Genomic DNA, 17,607 nt, shown 5'->3' on the forward strand with positions numbered 1-17,607 from the left:
TAGGTGCGGCGACCTGCGCGTGCAGCGTTATTGACGCGCCCCGTGGTTCACTCTGGCCCATGTCGTCAGGGCGATCTTGCGGCCCTTACGTACCTGTCGCGCCACATGATCCATCACCGGATCCGGAGACCCGTCCGGTGCCAGGTTCTTCCAGGCCAGCAGGCGACCCGCGCGGGCGGCCACGCTGAGGTGAAGGTTGGGAAACCAGGTGCTTCCGCCTTCGTCGGGCGAGTGCAGGTAGAGCAGCACGGTGGTGGCGCGTTCACCGCCCGGCTCGGTCGCGAACAACCCAGCGTCGTGGTGGCGTTTGAAGCCGGTGCGGTAGCCGTAGCGCAACGCCTGCCAGTATTCGAGGCGCGCCGCTTCGACGCCGAGCGCCGTGCACACCGCCGACTCCAGGTCGGCCAGCCGTGGCCGCAGGTCGTCGGGAAACCAGTACTGCGTGGTCGATTGGCTGGTCCGCCGCGGCGATTGAAAGGATTTCAGCTGGCCGGCAGGCGCGCGTGACACCACCGAACTACGCCGCCACAACGCGAACTGAAGTCCTTCGACGAACGCCGCACAGTCCTGCGGGGAGAGGAAATTGTCGTCCCACGCGATGCGGTCGTGCTCCAGGCGCTGCGCGAGTGTGCTCATCGAAGGGCGACCAGCGGTGTGAGAGTGTGGTTTTCGAACTCGGCTACGGTGCGTTCGGTGCCCAGGACGAGCACGTCGTCGATGTAGTCACCGGCGAAGAAGCGGCGCATCACCGACAGTGATCGCTCGTGCTGCTGGTGCCAGTCCGGGTGATCGTTCCAGTGCGGGACCCGGCCGGCACGGTCGAAGCAATGCCAGCCCAGGATGCGGTGCGGGTGATACAGGTCGTATCCGTGGGTGTACGCCCGGACGCTCGTCACCACCTCGTCACCGAAGAAGTAGATGCGGGGGCTGAACCGGATGTCTCGGTTGAATTCCCCTGCGGTGAAGATGAAGTGCAGTGACACGAAGTCGGCGACCACGGGTTCGGTGAGGCTGGTCCACCACGGTATGGGTGTGCTGGCCAGTTTGGTGAGGATGCCGCGGTCTCTGCCGTAGGGGATGATCCGGTACGGCCGTTTGCGCCGTGCCCCGGGTTCGCGTTGCGGGTCGTAAGCCGGTAAGTAGGCCGTCAGCAACGGTTTACGGACGCCCTGGTCGCGCAGCTGCCGGTGCATCGCGATCGCCGCGTCGTCCCAGCCGCGGGCGAACCGGTGGTGCGAGTCGATGATGAGGGTGTATTCCTCGTCCTGCCAACGTTGTTGGGCCATGGAGCGGGCCCAGTTGCAGCCACGGCTGCGGTCGGCGTCGATGTCGACGATCTCGATGCCGGGCAACTCCCACACCTCGCGCGGCAGCGACTCGTGCGGCGCATGCTGCCAGATCACACACGTACGCAACCGTTCCGGCGCGGCGGCCTTGCCGTACAGGTCCAGCAGCGTCTTGGGTAGCTCGGTGTCGCGATACGCAGGGATCTGCACGTAGATCCGCGGCAGGCCTGACATGGCTAGCGCGCGTCGAGTCGTTTGTTGAGCGCGGCGACGTCGCGGCTGACCTTGAGCAGCTGGCGCATCACCTCGTTGAGCGTGACCTCCTCCAGGACCCGGCACGGATCCGGCGGAGGGGGCGGGGGTGTTCCGCCCGGGAGTCCTCCGTCGAGATCGTCCAGGACGTAACGGCGCATGATCTCGATGAGCGCCTCGGGACGCTCGGCGAGATTGAGGACCGGGCCGTAGGTGGCGATCACCTGATCGATGACGTGCTGTTCGGATGGCATGTGCGAAACGCTAGGCCGCCGTAGGCCCGGTGGATTGAGTAGTGGACTACTCGTTTGTGAGGTCGCGCAGCTGCTCGATGAGCTTGACCCGGTCGGCGGTCGTCGCAGCGATCGGGACGACGTTGAGGACCGTCACGCCCGACTCCCGGAAGGCCTGCACGCGTTCCTTGACGAACCCGGCGGGGCCGATCAGGGAGATGTCCCGGATGAGTTCGTCGGGAACGGCTTTGGCCGCCGCGTCCTTCTCACCGGCCAGGTAGAGCTCTTGGATGCGATCGGCTTGCGCGCCATAGCCATAGCGGGTCGCCAGGCGGTGATAGAAGTTCTTCTCCTTGGCGCCCATGCCGCCGATGTACAGCGCCACATGGGGTTTGACGAATTCCCGCAGCGGCTCGACGTCGTCACCGATGGCGAGCACGGGGCTCGCGTAGACCTCGAGCGGACCGAGCGCGGGATCGCGTTTGGCCTGCCCGGCGGCCAGCGCGTCACCCCAGACTTCTCCGGCTTTCTCAGGCAGATAGAAGATCGGCTGCCAACCCTCGGCCGCTTCGGCCGCCAGCTCGACATTCTTCGGTCCCAAGGCGGCCAACAGGATCGGGATACGTTCGCGGACTGGGTGATTGATGAGTTTCAGGGATTTGCCCAGGCCCGTGCCCCGGTCAGCCGGGAGCGGGATGGTGTAGTGCTCACCTTCGAATTCGAGAGCTTCACGGCGCCACACGCGGCGGCAGATGTCGATGATCTCGCGGGTGCGGGCGATCGGCGCGTCGTAGGGCACGCCGTGGAAGCCTTCGATGACCTGTGGTCCAGAAGCGCCCAGGCCCAGGATGAATCTGCCGTCGGACACGTAGTCCAGCCCGGCGGCCGTCATCGCGGTCAGCGTGGGCGTGCGGGTGTAGATCTGCAGGATGCCCGAAGCCAGTTGAACCCGCTCGGTGCAGGCGGCCAGATAACCGAGCGCACTGACTGCGTCGAACGAATATGCTTCTGGCACAAAGACAATGTCGATGCCGGCGGATTCCAGGTCGGCGACCTCGGCCGCGACGTCCTTGAATCCGCCGGCGTAGTTGATGCCCAAACCGATGCGCATGATGGGAGTCCTCTGTCTCGTCGCGGCTAGGCCTGCTTGGCGCTGATCTCGTCGAGGGCCTCGGCCTGGATGCGGCCGAACTGCGCGGCCATCGCCTCGGACAACGCCTGGGCGCCCGACAGTGGCCGCACCATCACCATGAAGTCCTCGATCAGGCCGTCGTCGTTCATGTGCAGGAAGTCGCACCCGGTGACCTTCTTGCCTGCCACGTTCGCCTCGAACACCAGGGCGTGATCCCGGCCGCCTGCGTCGGCGATCTCGCGGATGTAGTGGAAATCCTCGAACACCCGCATGACCCCGCGCAGGATCGCGGCGGTGATCGGTTTGCCGGGGTAGGGCTTGAAGGCCACGGGGCTGGTGAACACCACGTCGTCGGCCAGGAGGGCCGCCATGGCCTCTTCATCGCGGGCTTCGACGGCCTGACGGAACGGATGCATCCCACACCTCACATAGTCAATTTGTTGAATATTAGAGCCACGGTAACGACGCATGTCCTGGATGTCTAGAGGCTGACTGGTCAATTTAGTGACTATTCATGTTGTACGATCCGGGCGTGGCGCTTCGTGATGCGGTGCTCGCCGCCCTGCTCGACGGCGAATCGTCGGGCTACGACCTGGCCAAGGCGTTCGACGCCTCGGTGGCCAACTTCTGGATGGCCACGCCCCAGCAGCTTTACCGCGAACTCGACCGGTTGGCCGAGGACGGGCTGATCCAGGCCCGCGTGGTCCAGCAGGACCGGCGCCCCAACAAGCGGATGTACTCCCTGACCGACGCCGGCCGAGCCGTGCTGAGGCAGTTCACTGCCACGCCGCCGAAACCCTCGATGCTGCGCGATGAACTACTGGTCAAGGTGGCGGCGTTGGATGCCGGTGACGCCGCCGCGGTGCGCGAACTGGTTGCCGAATTCGCGCAACGCGCGACAGCGAAACTTGCTCGCTACGAACGGGGACGGGCTGTTCTGCTGGACGGGCGCACTGAGGAGCGGTACCTCAACGAGGCCGAGCGGGTGGGTCCCTACCTGACCCTGCTGCGGGGAATCTCGTTCGAGCAGGAGAACATTCGATGGGCCGAGCACACCGTGGCCGCCATCGAGCGGAGAATCAACGCCCTCCGATAGTGGTCTGCTGCCGTCAAATGCCCGTTTGACATGCGAAAACTGGCCCATTGCTGGCTGTTTCGCACCAGGTCGCTGTGGTTTCGGATCGAAAAAGTTGGGGAATCCCGGAATAACTGCTGTGAACCGTTGATTGCAGTTGTTAGGACCCGCTCAACCCGGGCGGAGTTACCCGAGACCAAGTGGGGTGGTCAGAGGTGGAATTGAAAAACAATCACAGACGACTCAAGACCGTTTCAGCCGGTGTCGGCCTGGCGGCAGTAGTGGCGATGGGCGCTCTCGGGCTGCTCGCGAGCGGTGCGTCCGGCGGCGTGCAGATGCAGTCGGAGCCCGCGATGACGACCGGCCAGACCGTCACCCAGACGACGGCAGAAAAGTCGCCCGAAACATCGGTGGCGACACCGCCGTTCACCTTCACGACACCGGAAGGTTTCGCGGTACCGCACTGATCGCCGGGTGAGAGTGCTCTAGTCTCGCGGCGGTGGGACTGGCACTTGTCGGACAAGCCGCCGCGATGTTCGCCGTCACCAATGTCGACGACATGGTGATGCTGACGGTGTTCTTCGGCCGGGCCGCGGGCAGACGGTCGGCGGTGTGGCGCGTCGTCGCCGGCCAGTACCTGGGCTTCGGCGCGATCGTCGCCGTCTCGGTGCTCGGCGCTCTCGGTGCGACACTCCTGCCCGACGGTGCCGTCCCGTACCTTGGGCTGCTCCCGGTCGCCCTCGGTATCCGCGCGGGCTGGTTGGCGTGGCGTTCGCGACACGACCGTGACCAGGACGTCGATCGAGACGACGGCGCAGGCGTCGTTCACGTCGCGGTGGTGACCTTCGCCAATGGTGGTGACAACATCGGCGTCTACGTGCCGGTGTTCGCGGTCGCGGGCATCGGCAGCATGGTCGGCTACGTCGCGGTGTTCCTCGTCGGCGTCGCGATCTGGTGTGCTGCGGGCTGCTACCTCGCCGGCAGGCCCGCCATCGCGACAGCGATGTCGCGATGGGGGCACATCATCCTGCCCGTGGTCCTCATCGGCATCGGGCTATGGATCCTCTTCGAGGGCAACGCGTTCGGGTTGTGACGTGACGACGGGCGTCCGTCAGCAGCCCCAACCACCACCCCAGCCCGCATAGGCCGGGTAGCCCCAAGGAGGCGGAGGCGGAGGTGGCGGCGGACCCCAGTACCAGGGTTGTCCCCAGCCGGGTCCCCAGCCGTGGTGGCCCCAGCCCCAGCCCTGCACGAACGTGGTCGTCGACAGGTCCTGCGACGCGGGCGCGGCATGCCCGACACCAGTGCTCAGGCCCAGGGCGGCGATGCAAAGCCCTCCGGCGATAGCAGCTTTGGCAAATATTCGCTTGAGATTCATGGGTGGCGCCACCTCGTTCACAGCCAGTCCGACCCCGGCCAGGTGTTCCGCGGGAATTCGCGCCTGGTCGCGGTAATGGAGCCTACTCTTCTCCGGTCTGGATTGACATCCCTCTCGGCGTGGCGGAAAGGAGCAAAACAAGTCGCGGAATTGTTGTTACAGCAAACAATTGGTGTCATCGGTGCTGGCTCGGGGTCGATGCCACCCGAGTCGCGAGACCCGGGCAAGAATGCGACGATGCGAGGCGTGGACGACGCAAACACCGCCCAGGCCCGCGTTCTGCTGGCCGCGCTGTGGGAGCAGGTGAGCGACACCTCATCGAAGCTCGAAGCAGCTGAACGCCGGCTTGCCCGCACGCACGCCGGCGTCAGCTCGCACCACCGACGGGCAGCGGCAGACCTACGGCACGAGCTCTACCACGAGCATCGATTGATCGATGAACTGCACCGCCGGTTCCCGGCCGCGAGGCGGCCTTAGGGGACGTTCAACCATGCGGTGAGCACATGGCCGTTCGGGTCGACGGCGAACAGGTCGACATCGGTGTCGTCGTGGGTGACCGCGGCGATGTGGGTTCCCTGGGTGAACTGGGCCCCGCCGACCTCGTTCCATCCCTCCCAACCCGCTGTGCCGGCTCGCCACCAGGCGGTGTAGAGGCCGCCGTCGGTGCCGACGCCGAACAGATCCAGGTTGGTGCCGCGAGCGACGGCGGTGAGCGGGGTCAGTTGGGCAAACAGCCCTGCGCCGGCAGGCTGCCAGTCGCGCCAGCCGCCGGTCTGTCCCCATCAGGCGCTGTAGACGGATCCGTCGGTTCCGACTGCGAACAGATGTATTTCGTCTTCGCGAAGCACCGCGGTAACCGGCGTCGACGGCGCGAACACACCGCTACCGATCGTCGCCCAACCGCCCCAATTCGGTCCGCCCCGCCACCATGCCGGCCGACGACTCGCGACGCCGTGCAATCTCAGAAACTGTCAAGTCGTCCCGCCGCACGTCAGCCTGCTCCGACCCATCGACGTTGCGCTGTGGAGCGCGGCTAGTCGCAAAGCCGCGGGGTGAATGCGACCACCGCCGCACCGGACACGGAACCATAACCACAGCAAACCGGCCTGCCCGTGGTGCCTCAATGAGACACTTCACCGATGGGTGGGAATCACAGGCGCCTTCGCGCTGGAGCCGCGATTACTGCCGGCATAGTGTTCGCCGTCGGCCTCGTGGGTTTCGCAACGGACGCTGCATCGTGGGTAGACAAATTCGGCCTGGGCCGCGTGGTTGCCGTCATCGTTGCTGGCGCCTGCATTGTGACACTCACCGGACTACGGAACGGGAAACCTATTCCCTGGCGCACACCGCTTTCCGCTGCGCTGGTCGTTGTTCTCGTGTTGAGCGGCGTGGCATTCTTCATCTTCGAATCACCACCACCGCAGACGACAGCTACCCCGCAACCGCCCGCACCGCCGGTCACCACCGTCGTCGTCCCACCAGACCCGAAGAAGACCGGATGCGGAAGCGACGCAAAAGAAACCGCATCCGTTCCGGACGTCGAAATCTGTGTCGTCTACTGGTGCACCGGCGCCGTCTATAGTGCAGTGACCGGAACCACCGACCCCACACAGATGCAGTACAAAATCCGCCCGCGCATCTACAACAGCACCGATCACCCGGTCAACATCTCCATCAACTCCCCAACACCACTACGGCTCATCGTCGACTCGCCAAGGCTGTCGCAGAATTGGAAGCCACCTCAAAAGACCGTCGAGGTAGGCGATTCCGTCTATCCGGTCATCCGAGATGGAAAGCGCTATTGGGCCGTGCCACCGAACGCTGTCGGGGACGTCGTTCAAGTCGGCGGGTACTGGTCGGGCTTCTCCACGTTCTGGGACGGTGACCAACTCGAAGGCACCGGAACCTATTTCAAACCGCTGCGGTTCGATAGCACCGGCACCGTCATCCAAGAAGGCGACCTCGTGTTCCAACTGCCTACCAACCCTGACGGCTCCGATCCCCATGTGCTCGGACTGGCCTATGTGACAGGCGGCGGCGCCGTCCCCATGAATATCGAACACCTATTCCTTAAAGACGAGCACTGGCCAAACCCCTCACAGCCCAACAGCTTCTAGACAGGCGCCAGGGCGAACGCCACGGCCGCGCTCTTACCACACAACTACCCACGAACCGAGGCGAACGCCGATGCAACGCTTCTCCAAACCCGGAGTTTTTACCTTGGCGAACATGTTCCGACCCATCGTCGGATTCGCCCTCACCGCCGCGATGCTCGCGGCATGTACAACACCACCACCGCCGGCACCTTCCGCCGACGCCGAAGGGCCAGCAGCGGCACCACCCACCACCGCGGTCCCGCCCGCCGTTTTCCAACTCGGTCAGCGCGTCACCAACATCCCGACACTGAACTACGCAGTGACATCAATCGTGGTCGACGGCCTCTGCCCCGGGCCCACCATCCCGTCCACCCACGGACATCTGCTACTCGTCGGCCTCGACGTCCAGACCGCCCCCGCATTCACGGCAGGCAATGCCCGCGGAATCCTGTCACCGTACGGCGGTGCCGGCTGGTCGATCATCGGGCCAGACGGAATCACCCAAACCGGCCTGACCAGCAGCGCTACTTACATCTGCGCCGACTCACAAATTCCTCCGGTCTTCGCGCCCAACCAGCATTACGCCTACAAGCTGGCGTTCGACACCAGCCACACCACCGGTACTCTTCAATACCAGGTGGAATACGTGATCAGCCGCTGGAAATACTGACCCCAGCCCAACCGTCACATCGCGCTCACGAATCGTTCGTCGCCGCTTCGACGAGTAACGCGAAACCCGAAATCCAGGTGATTGAGCCCGTAGTCGCAAGCAACACCGCGTACCGGTGAAGGCATCATTAGCCGTGATTTCGGTGAGCCGCTTGAGATTTCCCGCTCGCACGAGAAGTGGGTGACGTCCCGTACTGAAACGTCGTGATCGGACTCTCCGGGTGAATGTTGCTGTAGCTCAACGGAAAATCCGGCGGCGGGTTAGACATCCCAGGTGCGTAAGTTGTCAAGCGGCGTCGGTGGTGGCGGTGTTTTGGCGGTGCGACCATGCTGTGTGTTCGTCGTAGTGGGTGTGTGGCGTAGGCAGCCGTGGAGGATCCCGATGAGACGGATTCCCAGTGCGCGTAGGGCTTGGTGGTGTAGGTCGTCGGCAGCGCGGCGTGCGTCGTAGTAGGCGCGGGCTCCCGGGCTGCGTGTGATCGTGCAGAACGCCCAGGCGTCGATGGAGTCGTAGAGGCGTTTGTTGCGGATGTGGCGGGCCAGTACGGCGCGTTTGCGGCCTGACCCGTTATCTGCCCGACACGTTGCGGGGCTGGCCCGAGGGCATGCGGGTCATCGCCCGCCATGAACGCCCTCATCCCGGAGCGCAGCTACGCCTGACCGAGGGGGTGTCAGATGTTCTGTGTAGGTCCTAACGGAAGGATCTCAGAACGTGACGGATGGCAAGGACGTGGATGTGACGCTGGCTGAGGCTGGCTCCACGGTGGAGATGGCTGAGGCGCTGCGGGCCTCGGGGCAGTCGATGATCTGCTGGCTCAGATCGATACCGGCGAGGTCGCGCTGACCGGGGAGGGTGGCTTGCTGCCCGGCCTGATCAAACTGGCCCTCGAACGCGGCCTGGCCGCCGAGCTGACCGATCACCTGGGCTATGAGAAGGGTGATCCGGCCGGCCGGTCGCTACCGAATGCCCGCAACGGCAGCTCACCCAAGACGGTGATCAGCGAAGCCGGCCCGGTGCCCCTGGACGTCCCGCGCGATCGGGATGGCTCGTTCACCCCACGGCTGGTACCCAAAGGGCAGCGTCGTACCGGCGGGCTCGATGACATGATCATTTCGCTGTATGCCGGTGGAATGACGTTGCGCGACATTCAATTTCACCTGGAGTCCACGATCGGAACCCAGGTGTCGCATGAGACGATCTCCAAGATCGTCGACGAGATTTCCGATGAGGTGCTGGCCTGGCAGCGCCGCCCGCTCGACTCGATCTACCCGGTGATCTACCTCGACGCGATCATCGTCAAGGTCAAAGACGGCGGCCACACCCGCAATAAGGCCGCTCACATCGCCGTGGGCGTGGATATGGCCGGGATCAAGCATGTTCTGGGGATCTGGGTCCAGCCCAACGAAGGGGCGGCGTTTTGGGCGGCGGTGTGCGCCGATCTGGCCAACCGCGGCATCAAAGACGTGCTGATCGTGTGCTGCGACGGGCTGACCGGGTTCCCCGAGGCGATCGCGGCGACCTGGTCGCAGGCCGCGGTGCAGACGTGTGTGGTGCATCTGATCCGCAACGCGCTGCGGTTCGTGTCCTACAGCGACCGCAAAGCCGTGGCCGCCGCACTCAAACCGATCTACACCGCACCCGACGCCGATGCCGCTCGGGCGGAGTTGGATGCGTTCGCCGGATCGGAGTTGGGGAAGAAAAACCCCACGGTGACAAAGGCTTTCGAACGGGCCTGGGAGCAGTTCATCCCGTTTCTGGCGTTCCCGCCCGATCTCCGCCGGGTGATCTACACGACCAACTCGATCGAATCGCTGAACTACCAACTGCGCAAGGTCACCAAGAACCGCGGCCAATTCCCCAACGACGCCTCAGTCGTGAAGTTGCTCTGGCTGGCGATCTGCAACATCGAAGACAAACGTGCCGCCGAGCGCGCCAAGGAACGCGGTCAGAAACGCTGCCGAACAGCCCCAGGACGACTCGTCGAAGGCCAGGTCGTCACCAACTGGAAGAAGGCACTCGAACAACTCACCCTGGTCTACCCAGACCGCATTGAACGGTATCTGTAACCACCACAACCGAAGGTTTCAGACAATCCGATCTACACAGAAAACTTGACACGCTCCTGACCGACGACAACGGTTGGTGATGGCGCTAAAGAAGACTGCCCAGAGATGCTAAGCGAAATTGCCCAGTTGGCTTGAGTGGCTAAGGTTAGCAGGTTCGTCGTTGCAGGGGAACGATTGTGCCGTCGCCGGGGGTGCTGGGGCGGGCAGCTTCTGGAGTGGTCAGCAAAGCGACGATGGTGATGGGTTCGCCGCAATGCGGGCAGGAACGGGTGGCGGCCGGCTGTGGGGCGGGTGGCCGGGCCTCGGTGACGGTGGCGGCGGTGTCGCTGTGTTTGCGTTGCTCCCAGGCGTGTTTGCGGCAGCGGTCTGAGCAGTAGATCTTGGTCGGTGTGGTGGCGGTGAATTCGGTCCAGCAGGCTTGGCAGGAACGGGTCTCAGCTGACATGGGCGGCGACCGCCTTACGCATCGTTTCGGCGGTGGCTTGGTGGTTGCGCAGCCGGTAGCTGGGTCCGTCGATACCGACCACGGTGGCGCGGTGCAGTAGCCTGTCCAACATGGCGGCTGCGACGGTGGCGTCTCCGAAAGCGGTTGCCCAGTCAGCGATCCAACATTGGTTGTCAGAATCGTACTCGACTTCAGATACCGTTGGTTGATCACCTGGAACAACGCGGATGCCCATCGCCGGGCAGCGGAAGGTAGCCAAGTTCGTCAATCACCAACAGTTTCGGTCCGGCGAAGAACCGCATGCAGGTGTGCCAGCGGCCTTCCAGGGCGGCTTTGTGGCAGCGGGCCGCCAGGTCGGCGGCGGTGGTGAAATACACCCGGTGGCCGGCCTCGACCGCGCCGCGGGCCAACGCGACGGCCAGCATGGTCTTGCCGACCCCGGGTGGGCCGACGAACAGCACGTTGGCCGCGTCGTCGAGGAAGCGCAGACTGGCCAGGTCGTTGATCAGTTTGGCGTCGACCCCGGGCTGGGCGGCGAAATCGAAATCGGCCATGGTCCAGGGTTCGGGCAGACAGGCGAACCGCAACCGTGAGGTCAGCCGGCGGGCTTCGGTGGCGTTGACCTCGATCTCCAACAGCCGCTCCAAAGCGGCGGTCAGGGACAGGTTTTCGGCGCGGGCGGCATCGAGGATGCGGGGTAGCGCTTCGGCTGCGTCGCCGAGTTTCAGATAGGACAGATGTGCCCGGAGTTGTTGGTATCGGCGGGCTTCGCTCATCTGTGGGACGGTTTTGCTCAAGGGGTTACTCCTGGTTCTGTTCGGTTGGATGGTGTTGGGGAACAACGGATAGCCGTGCTGCGGTCGCCGCATAGACGGCCAGATCGATCACTACCTTCTGGGCGGGATCGTTCGCCGGGCACCACGCAGCCGCGCGGCCTCGGCAACGGCGGCCACCGAGGGCGGTCGCCGGGTCTTATGAGTGCAAGGCCTGGCCGTCGAGAACCCCGATAGCACTGCCTGTTCGAGCGCGACGACGTGACCGGCATCGCGCACCACCGCGCCGCTGCCGTCGACCGCGCGGCGGTGCGCGGCAACAACGGCTCCGATGCCGTGGTCAATTGCACGGTGTCAGAGCCCAGGCGGTGGGTGACGGTCACCGTGGCCCGGCCAGCCCCGGCGGCACCGAGTACTGATTGCCCCGCCAGGACACCAACGCTTGTGGAGTGACGATGCGGTGTTCGGTCAACTCGGCCGGATACGAACCCGTCGGCAGTGACCGTAGTGGTTCGGCATCGGCCAGGGCGCCGACGGTGGTGGCCTGCCCGTCGCGGCGCCGGCGGCGCCCGTCGAGCTTCACGCACAGCCGGTCCAGCGACGCCTGGGCTTGCTCGATCGTGGTGTCGTCGGTGACGGTGCGCCACCAGCGTTGGGCGGCAGCGTGATTGGACTTCTCCACCACACCCTTGCGGTTGCCCCGTCGTGGCGGGCACACATCGACGGCGACAGCGTAGTGTTTGGCCACCCCGGCGAACGCCGCGGTGATCCGGCCCGATTCGGGATGACATACCGTGGCCATCCGGTCGAACCGCCACCGCTGGGTGACCCCACCCAACCGGATGCTGACCGCCTCGATCGCTTCCACGACGTGCGCGAAGTCCTCGGCCGGGGCCAGCGCCCGCGCCAGCGGCTCGAATGGGCCAACGCCCCGACCAGCAGGTGGGCATGCCGGTCAGCCGCCCACGATGCTGGTGGATCGGGCAGCTCGACCCAGTCCCACTGAGTCTCGACCCGGGCGGATGATCGATGACCGCGACGTCGCGGCCCTTGACCGACTGACACGGCTCGCAATGCGGTCGCAGCCCCAGGTTTCGGATTGCCAGGGTCAGCGACGGATACGAGCCGGTAAAACCTAGCTCGACGAGTTCGTCGAACAGGGTTGAGGCCCACAGGTGCGGATCGTCAGCCAGGCGGATCCGGCAGTACTCGACGAACGGATCGATCACCAGCGGTTCAGAGCGTTGGCGTTGCCCGGGTACTCGTTCCCCAGCCAGATAGGCCCGAACGGTTCGGCGATTGATCCCGAGATGGCGAGCGATCGCCGATATCGACCAACCCTGCTCCCGAAGCGCATGCGCTTCCACATCACCCTCCAGCGACAGCAAACGACGGCCCTCCCATTCATCAGCGGAAACACAACTCCGCTGACGATGAGCAGAACCCCGACAAGCAGTCCGACGACACGCCGAACCACCGCTGCCAACTGGGCACTTTCAATTAGCGAGACTGAGCACTTTCACTTAGCGCCATCATTGGCGGATCACCTGCTTTGCCACCAACACCGTCGGCTGGTCGATCCCCGATTTGGAGGTCCGCCACCGCCAGCGGGCCCGCGCCGAGGACCGCATCCGCAACCTCAAAGACACCGGCCTGCGCAACGTGGCCGTTTCACGGGTTCGCCCACAACCAGATCTGGCTGGAGATCACCCTGCTCGCGGCCGACCTGCTGGTCTGGACCCAAACCCTGGCCTTCACCGGGCACCCGGTACGACGCTGGGAACCCAAACGCCTGCGACTGAGACTGCTCAGCGTCGCCGGGCGCATCATCAGATCCGGACGCCGCCGCCGGTTACGGCTACTCCGCGACTGGCCCCGAAGGTGCAGAAATCACCCCGTCCGATAGCGACGTCGAAGAACTGACTGTCGTCCCGAAAAAGCTTGCAGGCTTGACGGTTCTGTCCAATGAACTGGTCGACGACAGCGACCCCTCGGCATTGCAGGTGGTCGGCGACGGTCTGGTTCGTGATTTGCGCACCCGGCTCGACGCCGCGTTCTTCGGCTCGAGCGTTGTCAACGGGCCCGACGGGCTCGAAGCACTGGCCGGGGTCACCACCGTCGGCGGCGGCATCATCACCAACCTCGATGCGTTCGCCGAAGCCATCTCCAAGTCTGAAATCGTCGGGCAAGCCATCGGAGGCTGGGTGGCGCACCCCGACACTGTGCTCACCCTGATGCAGCACAAGGACCAAACCGACAGTGCTAGGCCACTTCTGGGTACCGACGCCACCAGCCCCACCAAAAAGTCGGTACTGGGTGTTCCGCTGTACTCCGCCCCCGGCTGCGCACCCAACCACATTTGGGGTCTGCCCCGCGCCACCTCCTTCGTGGTGCTGCGGTTGCCCGCCAGCGTCGAGGTGGACCGCTCCGCCAAGGTCATCAGCGACCAGACCTGTGTGCGCGCCGTGCTGCGCGTCGGATTCGGCTGGCCTCACCCCGCCAGCATCGTCCGCATCGGACTCGGCGCATAACACGAAAGAGCGAGCGGCGCACCGGCACACTCTCGCCGGGACGGGGCGCCGGCCACACAGGGACAGGCTGCGCCCCGCGCCGCCCCAACCGCAAGGACCAACCTGATGGCACGCGCGCCAAGACTGTTTGGCACAGCAGGCTGCGCAACCCTGGTACGCGGCAGCACCTACTGCCCCGACCATCAACGCCAACGAGGCTGGCGGCGCGGCGGCACCACCCGCACCAACACCACCGAAGACCGGGCACGACGAGACCGCGTGCTCCAACGAGCCGGCCACCAGTGCCGCATCCGTTACCCCGACGTGTGCATCGGCACCGCCAGCTGCTGCGACCACATCGTGGCGCTCACCGAGCACGGTGACGACAGCGACGAGAACTGCCAGGCCGCGTGCGCGCCCTGCCACCGCCGCAAAACCTCACTCGAGGGGCACCGCGCACGCTGGGGTGACAGCAGCGCCCCAGTGCCACCGTCCGCGCCGAAACCGGCTCACCGCGACCACGCATCGCGGTCAGCGCCGTCGAGCACCCCGCGCACGCTGTGGGTGCGATAGCGCACCATGCGGAAGATTTGATCGAACGGCGTGCGGATGTCGCCCGCGCGATCAGTGGCTGCCAACGCGTGGAGTGAGACCCCAATGCTTACCTTCGTGCACACCGCGACTCTCCGACCACAGAACATGGGTACCCTGCCCAAGCAGAGTCCATCCGTCGCGCTCCAGTTTGGCCAACTCACCAACACCCAACTGCCACAACAGCCGCGACATATAGAACGCCGGATCGCTCAGGCCCGAAGTTCTCAGTCCGTCCTCGAACGGCGCGGTCGCTGACGGGCAGGCGAAAACCCGCAGCCGCTGCTCACCGGACGCGCTATGCCACAACGAGTTTGCGTAGTCGACCGACTGTGCTGCCCAGGCTGTGAAGTCCTTGGTATCTCCCCAGCCTTGCCCGGTGTGGAACAGTGTTGGCGGCTTGAACTCGACGGCGAACACCGGACTCTCGTCTTTCCAGGCCTGCGGCTCACGCGGCCGCATGACGGCGTCAACCTTCAGCGGCTTGCCCGTCCAGTGCTCGAGCACGACCTCCCGTTCTATGTGGAAATAGGGTTCGAGTTCCACCAGCGTCGCGTCCACGAATGCCTTCTCACTCGGGTACGGAGGCAGTTGCGTGTAGACCTTCCGGCTCAAACTCACGCAAACCATCATCCGCCCCATGTCCTTCCGGGCGGTGCATATAGAGGCAATTGCCATCCGCATCCCCTGGGGAACCCGTCGTGGCCGGCGACCTCCACGGCACGCACTGCTGATTGTGCTTGCCACGAGTACTTGAGTTTTGGAATAGCAATTGTCTCGACGCGGGCAAACGCCTGCCAGATTGCGGGGCGTGTCAGCGCACGAAGGAATCGCCGGGAGGCGATAATCCGGAACGTGGCGGATGGCGGCAGTGCAGGTGGCGCACCATCACCCATGCGCTTTCTGCTGGATACGAACGCTTTTATCGCGTTAGAGCCGTTCGCTGGCCAAATGGAAGCGGGCATGGGTCCTGCCGCCACTTTCATGCGCTTGGCGATGAAGCAGGGCCACCGAGTTTTCGTGCATCCTGCTAGTCGACACGAACTGGCAGAGGGCAAGGATCCCGTCCGCGTCCAACAGCGGATGGCGGAACTGAACAAGTTCGACATGCTGGTCGAATCACCGATCAGCTCGCAGATCGACACTGAGCTCGGGCCTGTTGTGCCTGACAGTAATGATCATCGTGACCGCCGGATCCTCGCTGCGCTGTACTCGAACGCCGTCAACTTTCTAGTAAGTGATGATGGCCGTCTTCGGCGTAGGGCCAAGCGTATTGGTGTTGGCGAGCGGGTCTTGACGCTGGCTGATGCTGTCGCGATGCTCGAAGGCCTCGAGCCGACCGTCGCCCCTCCTCCGCCCCGTGTCAAGGAGGTGCCGTCCTACGCGCTGGATCTCGACCAAGAAATTTTCGAGAGCATCCGTGGCGATTATCCAGAGTTCGACGATTGGATTGCCAAAGTGCAGGCGGATTCGGCGAACCGCGAGTGCTACGTCGTCGAAGAGGACGACGGGACCTATGCGGCGATAGCAATTCTGAAGATCAACGAGGAGGACTGTAGCTACGGCTTGGCCTTGCCGGTCACCAAGATCTCTACTTTTAAAGTGGCACCGTCATATTCGGGCAACCACTACGGGGAGCTTCTCCTCAAGGCTGTCCTGCAGTCCCACCACGACCACGACGTAGTGAGCGCCTATGTTGAGGTCTGGGACTACCACCAACGCTTGATTGACTTCCTCGGCTTGTTTGGGTATTTCGAAGGTGGCCAGTCGGCGAGGGGCGAAGTTGTATTGGCCAAGGTCTTCCAGCCGCGAGAGGCGTCGCTGAGCCCTCTCGATTTCCACGTTCGTTATGGGCCGCCAGCGGTTGCAAGCGGCGCGTCAGTGTTTGTCATACCGATTCAGGATAATTGGCACAACCAGCTGTTCCCCGAGCGCGCTTCATTCGGAGCTGGTGGTCAGCTTGCGCTACCCGGAATTACCGGACAGACCACCCGCCCCTGGGGAAACGCTCTACGAAAGGCATACCTATGTAACGCGTCAACCAAGCAGATACAGCAGGGTGACGTAATTCTCTTCTACCGTTCCGGGTTCCAGACGGTCGAGGTGATTGGCGTTGTGGAGGACACGCACCGCACGTCTTCACCCGAGGAAGCGTTGAATCTGGTCGGTGGACGGACGGTCTACAGCGCGACTGACATCGAGGCGCTTGCCCGGCACCCATCGCAAGTACTCGTTATCTTGTTCCGCCAGGATCGGGTTATCGACCCACCGTGGACACTGGCCGAACTAGTGTCCAACCGCGTGCTCAGGGCACCACCACAAACCGTTCAAAAGGTGAAGGAGGATGGCACCCAATGGGTTCACCACCAACTGGCAGACAGGTAGTCATGTCTGTCCATCCGCGGTATGCGGAGGCCATCATGGACGGCCGGAAGAAGGTCGAGTTTCGCAAGCGGCCGTTGGCCAGTGACGTGTCCGTGGTGTGGGTGTACGCCACAGCACCAGTTCAACGGATAATCGGCTGCTTCGAGGTAGATGCAACTGTCACCGCGTCACCTGGCAACCTATGGCGTCGATTCGCGAGCGTCGGTTGTATAGACCGGGCTGACTTCGACCGGTACTACGCGGGAAGCAGCGTTGGGTCGGGAATCCGAATTGGAAATGTGATCCGGCTTGAGGAGCCCGCACCTATCCGTGAGCTTCTGCCCTCCGGCGTACCTCCGCAGAGCTTTGCCTATGTCGAGCCAACTGATCCATCGGGACGGCGTGCCCTTGTCGTTGCGGGAGGTTGACCTCATCGAAGTGCACGGTCGGACCAGTCTGGGCGTGAGCGCTACACGCGGCGCGCTTTGCTGGCTGACCATTGGGAAGGATCTGTTATCGCACGCTAATCGCACGGGCCTCGCGCCCCACGTCCTAAAAATGGGCTATGAGCTGCAGAAAAGAGAAGTGCCCCCGGCAGGATTCGAACCTGCGGCCTTCTGCTCCGGAGGCAGACGCTCTATCCCCTGAGCTACGGGGGCGCGGTGCTGAGAACAGCTGCGCCATTGGGCTCCGATAGCGTAGCGCATCAGAAGCGGAACACGGATTCGGGGCGTGA

At 64.1% G+C, this 17,607-nt stretch carries 19 protein-coding genes, 1 tRNA gene and 5 pseudogenes; 12 read left to right on the forward strand and 13 right to left on the reverse strand.

Translation table 11 applies throughout. The features are described from left to right. Positions 1-27: 27 nt before the first annotated feature. The 5 genes from BTO20_RS09720 to BTO20_RS09740 are packed head-to-tail and all read right to left on the reverse strand — an operon-like array spanning position 28 to position 3,319. Positions 28-636 (reverse strand): 2OG-Fe(II) oxygenase, encoded by a 609-nt coding sequence (locus BTO20_RS09720; RefSeq protein WP_087075385.1) that lies wholly within the window; start codon positions 634-636, stop codon positions 28-30. Continuing rightward, positions 633-1,520 carry a GlcNAc-transferase family protein gene (locus BTO20_RS09725; RefSeq protein ID WP_087075387.1) on the reverse strand — a complete coding sequence of 296 codons (888 nt, stop codon included), beginning with the start codon at positions 1,518-1,520 and terminating at the stop codon, positions 633-635. The genes BTO20_RS09720 and BTO20_RS09725 overlap by 4 nt, the downstream gene beginning before the upstream one ends. Positions 1,521-1,522: 2 nt before the next feature. After that, positions 1,523-1,792 (reverse strand): hypothetical protein, encoded by a 270-nt coding sequence (locus BTO20_RS09730; protein ID WP_087075389.1) that lies wholly within the window; start codon positions 1,790-1,792, stop codon positions 1,523-1,525. A 46-nt stretch (positions 1,793-1,838) separates the two neighbouring features. Further along, positions 1,839-2,882 (reverse strand): LLM class F420-dependent oxidoreductase, encoded by a 1,044-nt coding sequence (locus BTO20_RS09735; RefSeq protein ID WP_087075391.1) that lies wholly within the window; start codon positions 2,880-2,882, stop codon positions 1,839-1,841. Positions 2,883-2,908: 26 nt separating this feature from the next. After that, on the reverse strand, positions 2,909-3,319 hold the full coding sequence (locus BTO20_RS09740) for a nuclear transport factor 2 family protein (RefSeq protein ID WP_087075393.1): 411 nt from the start codon (positions 3,317-3,319) through the stop codon (positions 2,909-2,911). Positions 3,320-3,435: 116 nt separating this feature from the next. On the opposite strand from BTO20_RS09740, the gene BTO20_RS09745 reads away from it, so the two are divergent. The 3 genes from BTO20_RS09745 to BTO20_RS09755 all read left to right on the forward strand — a co-directional run bounded on the left by BTO20_RS09745 (position 3,436) and on the right by BTO20_RS09755 (position 5,071). Beyond that, positions 3,436-3,999 carry a PadR family transcriptional regulator gene (locus BTO20_RS09745; protein ID WP_087081874.1) on the forward strand — a complete coding sequence of 188 codons (564 nt, stop codon included), beginning with the start codon at positions 3,436-3,438 and terminating at the stop codon, positions 3,997-3,999. 194 nt (positions 4,000-4,193) lie between these two features. Beyond that, positions 4,194-4,445 (forward strand): hypothetical protein, encoded by a 252-nt coding sequence (locus BTO20_RS09750; RefSeq protein WP_232491096.1) that lies wholly within the window; start codon positions 4,194-4,196, stop codon positions 4,443-4,445. Positions 4,446-4,510: 65 nt separating this feature from the next. Continuing rightward, positions 4,511-5,071, forward strand: a complete 561-nt coding sequence (locus BTO20_RS09755) for a cadmium resistance transporter (RefSeq protein ID WP_087081876.1) — start codon at positions 4,511-4,513, stop codon at positions 5,069-5,071. Positions 5,072-5,089: 18 nt separating this feature from the next. On the opposite strand, the gene BTO20_RS09760 is transcribed toward BTO20_RS09755, so the two are convergent. Next, complete coding sequence (locus BTO20_RS09760; RefSeq protein ID WP_157680174.1) at positions 5,090-5,356, reverse strand: hypothetical protein; 267 nt, start codon at positions 5,354-5,356, stop codon at positions 5,090-5,092. 246 nt (positions 5,357-5,602) lie between these two features. Between BTO20_RS09760 and BTO20_RS09765 the strand changes: the two genes are divergently transcribed. The 3 genes from BTO20_RS09765 (at position 5,603) to BTO20_RS09775 (ending at position 8,122) form a co-directional block, all read left to right on the forward strand. After that, positions 5,603-5,833, forward strand: a complete 231-nt coding sequence (locus BTO20_RS09765) for a hypothetical protein (RefSeq protein WP_157680175.1) — start codon at positions 5,603-5,605, stop codon at positions 5,831-5,833. A gap of 662 nt (positions 5,834-6,495) precedes the next feature. Then, on the forward strand, positions 6,496-7,473 hold the full coding sequence (locus BTO20_RS09770; protein WP_198344315.1) for a hypothetical protein: 978 nt from the start codon (positions 6,496-6,498) through the stop codon (positions 7,471-7,473). Between the two features lie 112 nt (positions 7,474-7,585). Further along, positions 7,586-8,122 (forward strand): hypothetical protein, encoded by a 537-nt coding sequence (locus tag BTO20_RS09775; protein ID WP_087075403.1) that lies wholly within the window; start codon positions 7,586-7,588, stop codon positions 8,120-8,122. Between the two features lie 285 nt (positions 8,123-8,407). On the opposite strand, the pseudogene BTO20_RS09780 reads toward BTO20_RS09775, so the two are convergent. Next, a pseudogene (locus BTO20_RS09780) lies at positions 8,408-8,688 on the reverse strand (IS110 family transposase); the annotation flags it as partial. Between the two features lie 145 nt (positions 8,689-8,833). Between BTO20_RS09780 and BTO20_RS09785 the strand changes: the two are divergent. Further along, positions 8,834-10,188: pseudogene (locus BTO20_RS09785) on the forward strand (IS256 family transposase). A 145-nt stretch (positions 10,189-10,333) separates the two neighbouring features. Here BTO20_RS09785 and BTO20_RS09790 read toward each other — a convergent pair. From BTO20_RS09790 to BTO20_RS40375, 4 genes and pseudogenes are all read right to left on the reverse strand, one after another. Continuing rightward, a complete protein-coding gene (locus tag BTO20_RS09790) occupies positions 10,334-10,633 on the reverse strand; it encodes a hypothetical protein (RefSeq protein ID WP_087072533.1) in 300 nt (99 codons plus the stop codon). Continuing rightward, positions 10,623-11,409: pseudogene (gene istB, locus BTO20_RS09795) on the reverse strand (IS21-like element helper ATPase IstB). Before istB ends, BTO20_RS09790 begins: the two are co-directional and overlap by 11 nt. Before the next feature lie 376 nt (positions 11,410-11,785). After that, positions 11,786-12,274 (reverse strand): Mu transposase domain-containing protein, encoded by a 489-nt coding sequence (locus BTO20_RS40370; protein ID WP_232491097.1) that lies wholly within the window; start codon positions 12,272-12,274, stop codon positions 11,786-11,788. Between the two features lie 436 nt (positions 12,275-12,710). Further along, positions 12,711-12,773: pseudogene (locus BTO20_RS40375) on the reverse strand (hypothetical protein); the annotation flags it as partial. A 169-nt stretch (positions 12,774-12,942) separates the two neighbouring features. Between BTO20_RS40375 and BTO20_RS09805 the strand changes: the two are divergent. From BTO20_RS09805 to BTO20_RS09815, 3 genes and pseudogenes are all read left to right on the forward strand, one after another. After that, positions 12,943-13,312, forward strand: a pseudogene (locus BTO20_RS09805) (transposase); the annotation flags it as partial. Beyond that, complete coding sequence (locus BTO20_RS09810; protein WP_087075405.1) at positions 13,296-13,937, forward strand: phage major capsid protein; 642 nt, start codon at positions 13,296-13,298, stop codon at positions 13,935-13,937. The pseudogene BTO20_RS09805 and the gene BTO20_RS09810, both read left to right, overlap by 17 nt. Positions 13,938-14,042: 105 nt before the next feature. Next, the gene (locus BTO20_RS09815; RefSeq protein WP_087075407.1) at positions 14,043-14,489 is read left to right on the forward strand and encodes an HNH endonuclease; all 447 of its coding nucleotides are present in this window, start codon (positions 14,043-14,045) and stop codon (positions 14,487-14,489) included. Between the two features lie 51 nt (positions 14,490-14,540). Here BTO20_RS09815 and BTO20_RS09820 read toward each other — a convergent pair whose 3' ends face one another. Then, complete coding sequence (locus BTO20_RS09820) at positions 14,541-15,128, reverse strand: hypothetical protein (RefSeq protein WP_157680176.1); 588 nt, start codon at positions 15,126-15,128, stop codon at positions 14,541-14,543. A 234-nt stretch (positions 15,129-15,362) separates the two neighbouring features. Between BTO20_RS09820 and BTO20_RS09825 the strand changes: the two genes are divergently transcribed. Both BTO20_RS09825 and BTO20_RS09830 read left to right on the forward strand, forming a co-directional pair. After that, entirely contained in the window at positions 15,363-16,892 is a 1,530-nt protein-coding gene (locus tag BTO20_RS09825) for a GNAT family N-acetyltransferase (protein WP_232491098.1), read from the forward strand. 2 nt (positions 16,893-16,894) lie between these two features. Further along, the gene (locus tag BTO20_RS09830) at positions 16,895-17,299 is read left to right on the forward strand and encodes an ASCH domain-containing protein (RefSeq protein ID WP_269770339.1); all 405 of its coding nucleotides are present in this window, start codon (positions 16,895-16,897) and stop codon (positions 17,297-17,299) included. Between the two features lie 158 nt (positions 17,300-17,457). Here BTO20_RS09830 and BTO20_RS09835 read toward each other — a convergent pair. Next, positions 17,458-17,530 (reverse strand) — tRNA-Arg (locus tag BTO20_RS09835). Positions 17,531-17,607: the final 77 nt, after the last annotated feature.

Origin of the sequence: Mycobacterium dioxanotrophicus (assembly GCF_002157835.1) — a bacterium.
Lineage (GTDB): Bacteria > Actinomycetota > Actinomycetes > Mycobacteriales > Mycobacteriaceae > Mycobacterium > Mycobacterium dioxanotrophicus.

Bases quoted from the DNA above. Each gene is read 5' to 3' on its own strand.
- BTO20_RS09720 (WP_087075385.1), bottom strand. From the start codon at position 636: ATGAGCACACTCGCGCAGCGCCTGGAGCACGACCGCATCGCGTGGGAC.
- BTO20_RS09725 (WP_087075387.1), bottom strand. From the start codon at position 1,520: ATGTCAGGCCTGCCGCGGATCTACGTGCAGATCCCTGCGTATCGCGAC.
- BTO20_RS09730 (WP_087075389.1), bottom strand. From the start codon at position 1,792: ATGCCATCCGAACAGCACGTCATCGATCAGGTGATCGCCACCTACGGC.
- BTO20_RS09735 (WP_087075391.1), bottom strand. From the start codon at position 2,882: ATGCGCATCGGTTTGGGCATCAACTACGCCGGCGGATTCAAGGACGTC.
- BTO20_RS09740 (WP_087075393.1), bottom strand. From the start codon at position 3,319: ATGCATCCGTTCCGTCAGGCCGTCGAAGCCCGCGATGAAGAGGCCATG.
- BTO20_RS09755 (WP_087081876.1), top strand. From the start codon at position 4,511: ATGTTCGCCGTCACCAATGTCGACGACATGGTGATGCTGACGGTGTTC.
- BTO20_RS09760 (WP_157680174.1), bottom strand. From the start codon at position 5,356: ATGAATCTCAAGCGAATATTTGCCAAAGCTGCTATCGCCGGAGGGCTT.
- BTO20_RS09770 (WP_198344315.1), top strand. From the start codon at position 6,496: ATGGGTGGGAATCACAGGCGCCTTCGCGCTGGAGCCGCGATTACTGCC.
- BTO20_RS09775 (WP_087075403.1), top strand. From the start codon at position 7,586: ATGTTCCGACCCATCGTCGGATTCGCCCTCACCGCCGCGATGCTCGCG.
- BTO20_RS09790 (WP_087072533.1), bottom strand. From the start codon at position 10,633: ATGTCAGCTGAGACCCGTTCCTGCCAAGCCTGCTGGACCGAATTCACC.
- BTO20_RS09815 (WP_087075407.1), top strand. From the start codon at position 14,043: ATGGCACGCGCGCCAAGACTGTTTGGCACAGCAGGCTGCGCAACCCTG.
- BTO20_RS09830 (WP_269770339.1), top strand. From the start codon at position 16,895: ATGTCTGTCCATCCGCGGTATGCGGAGGCCATCATGGACGGCCGGAAG.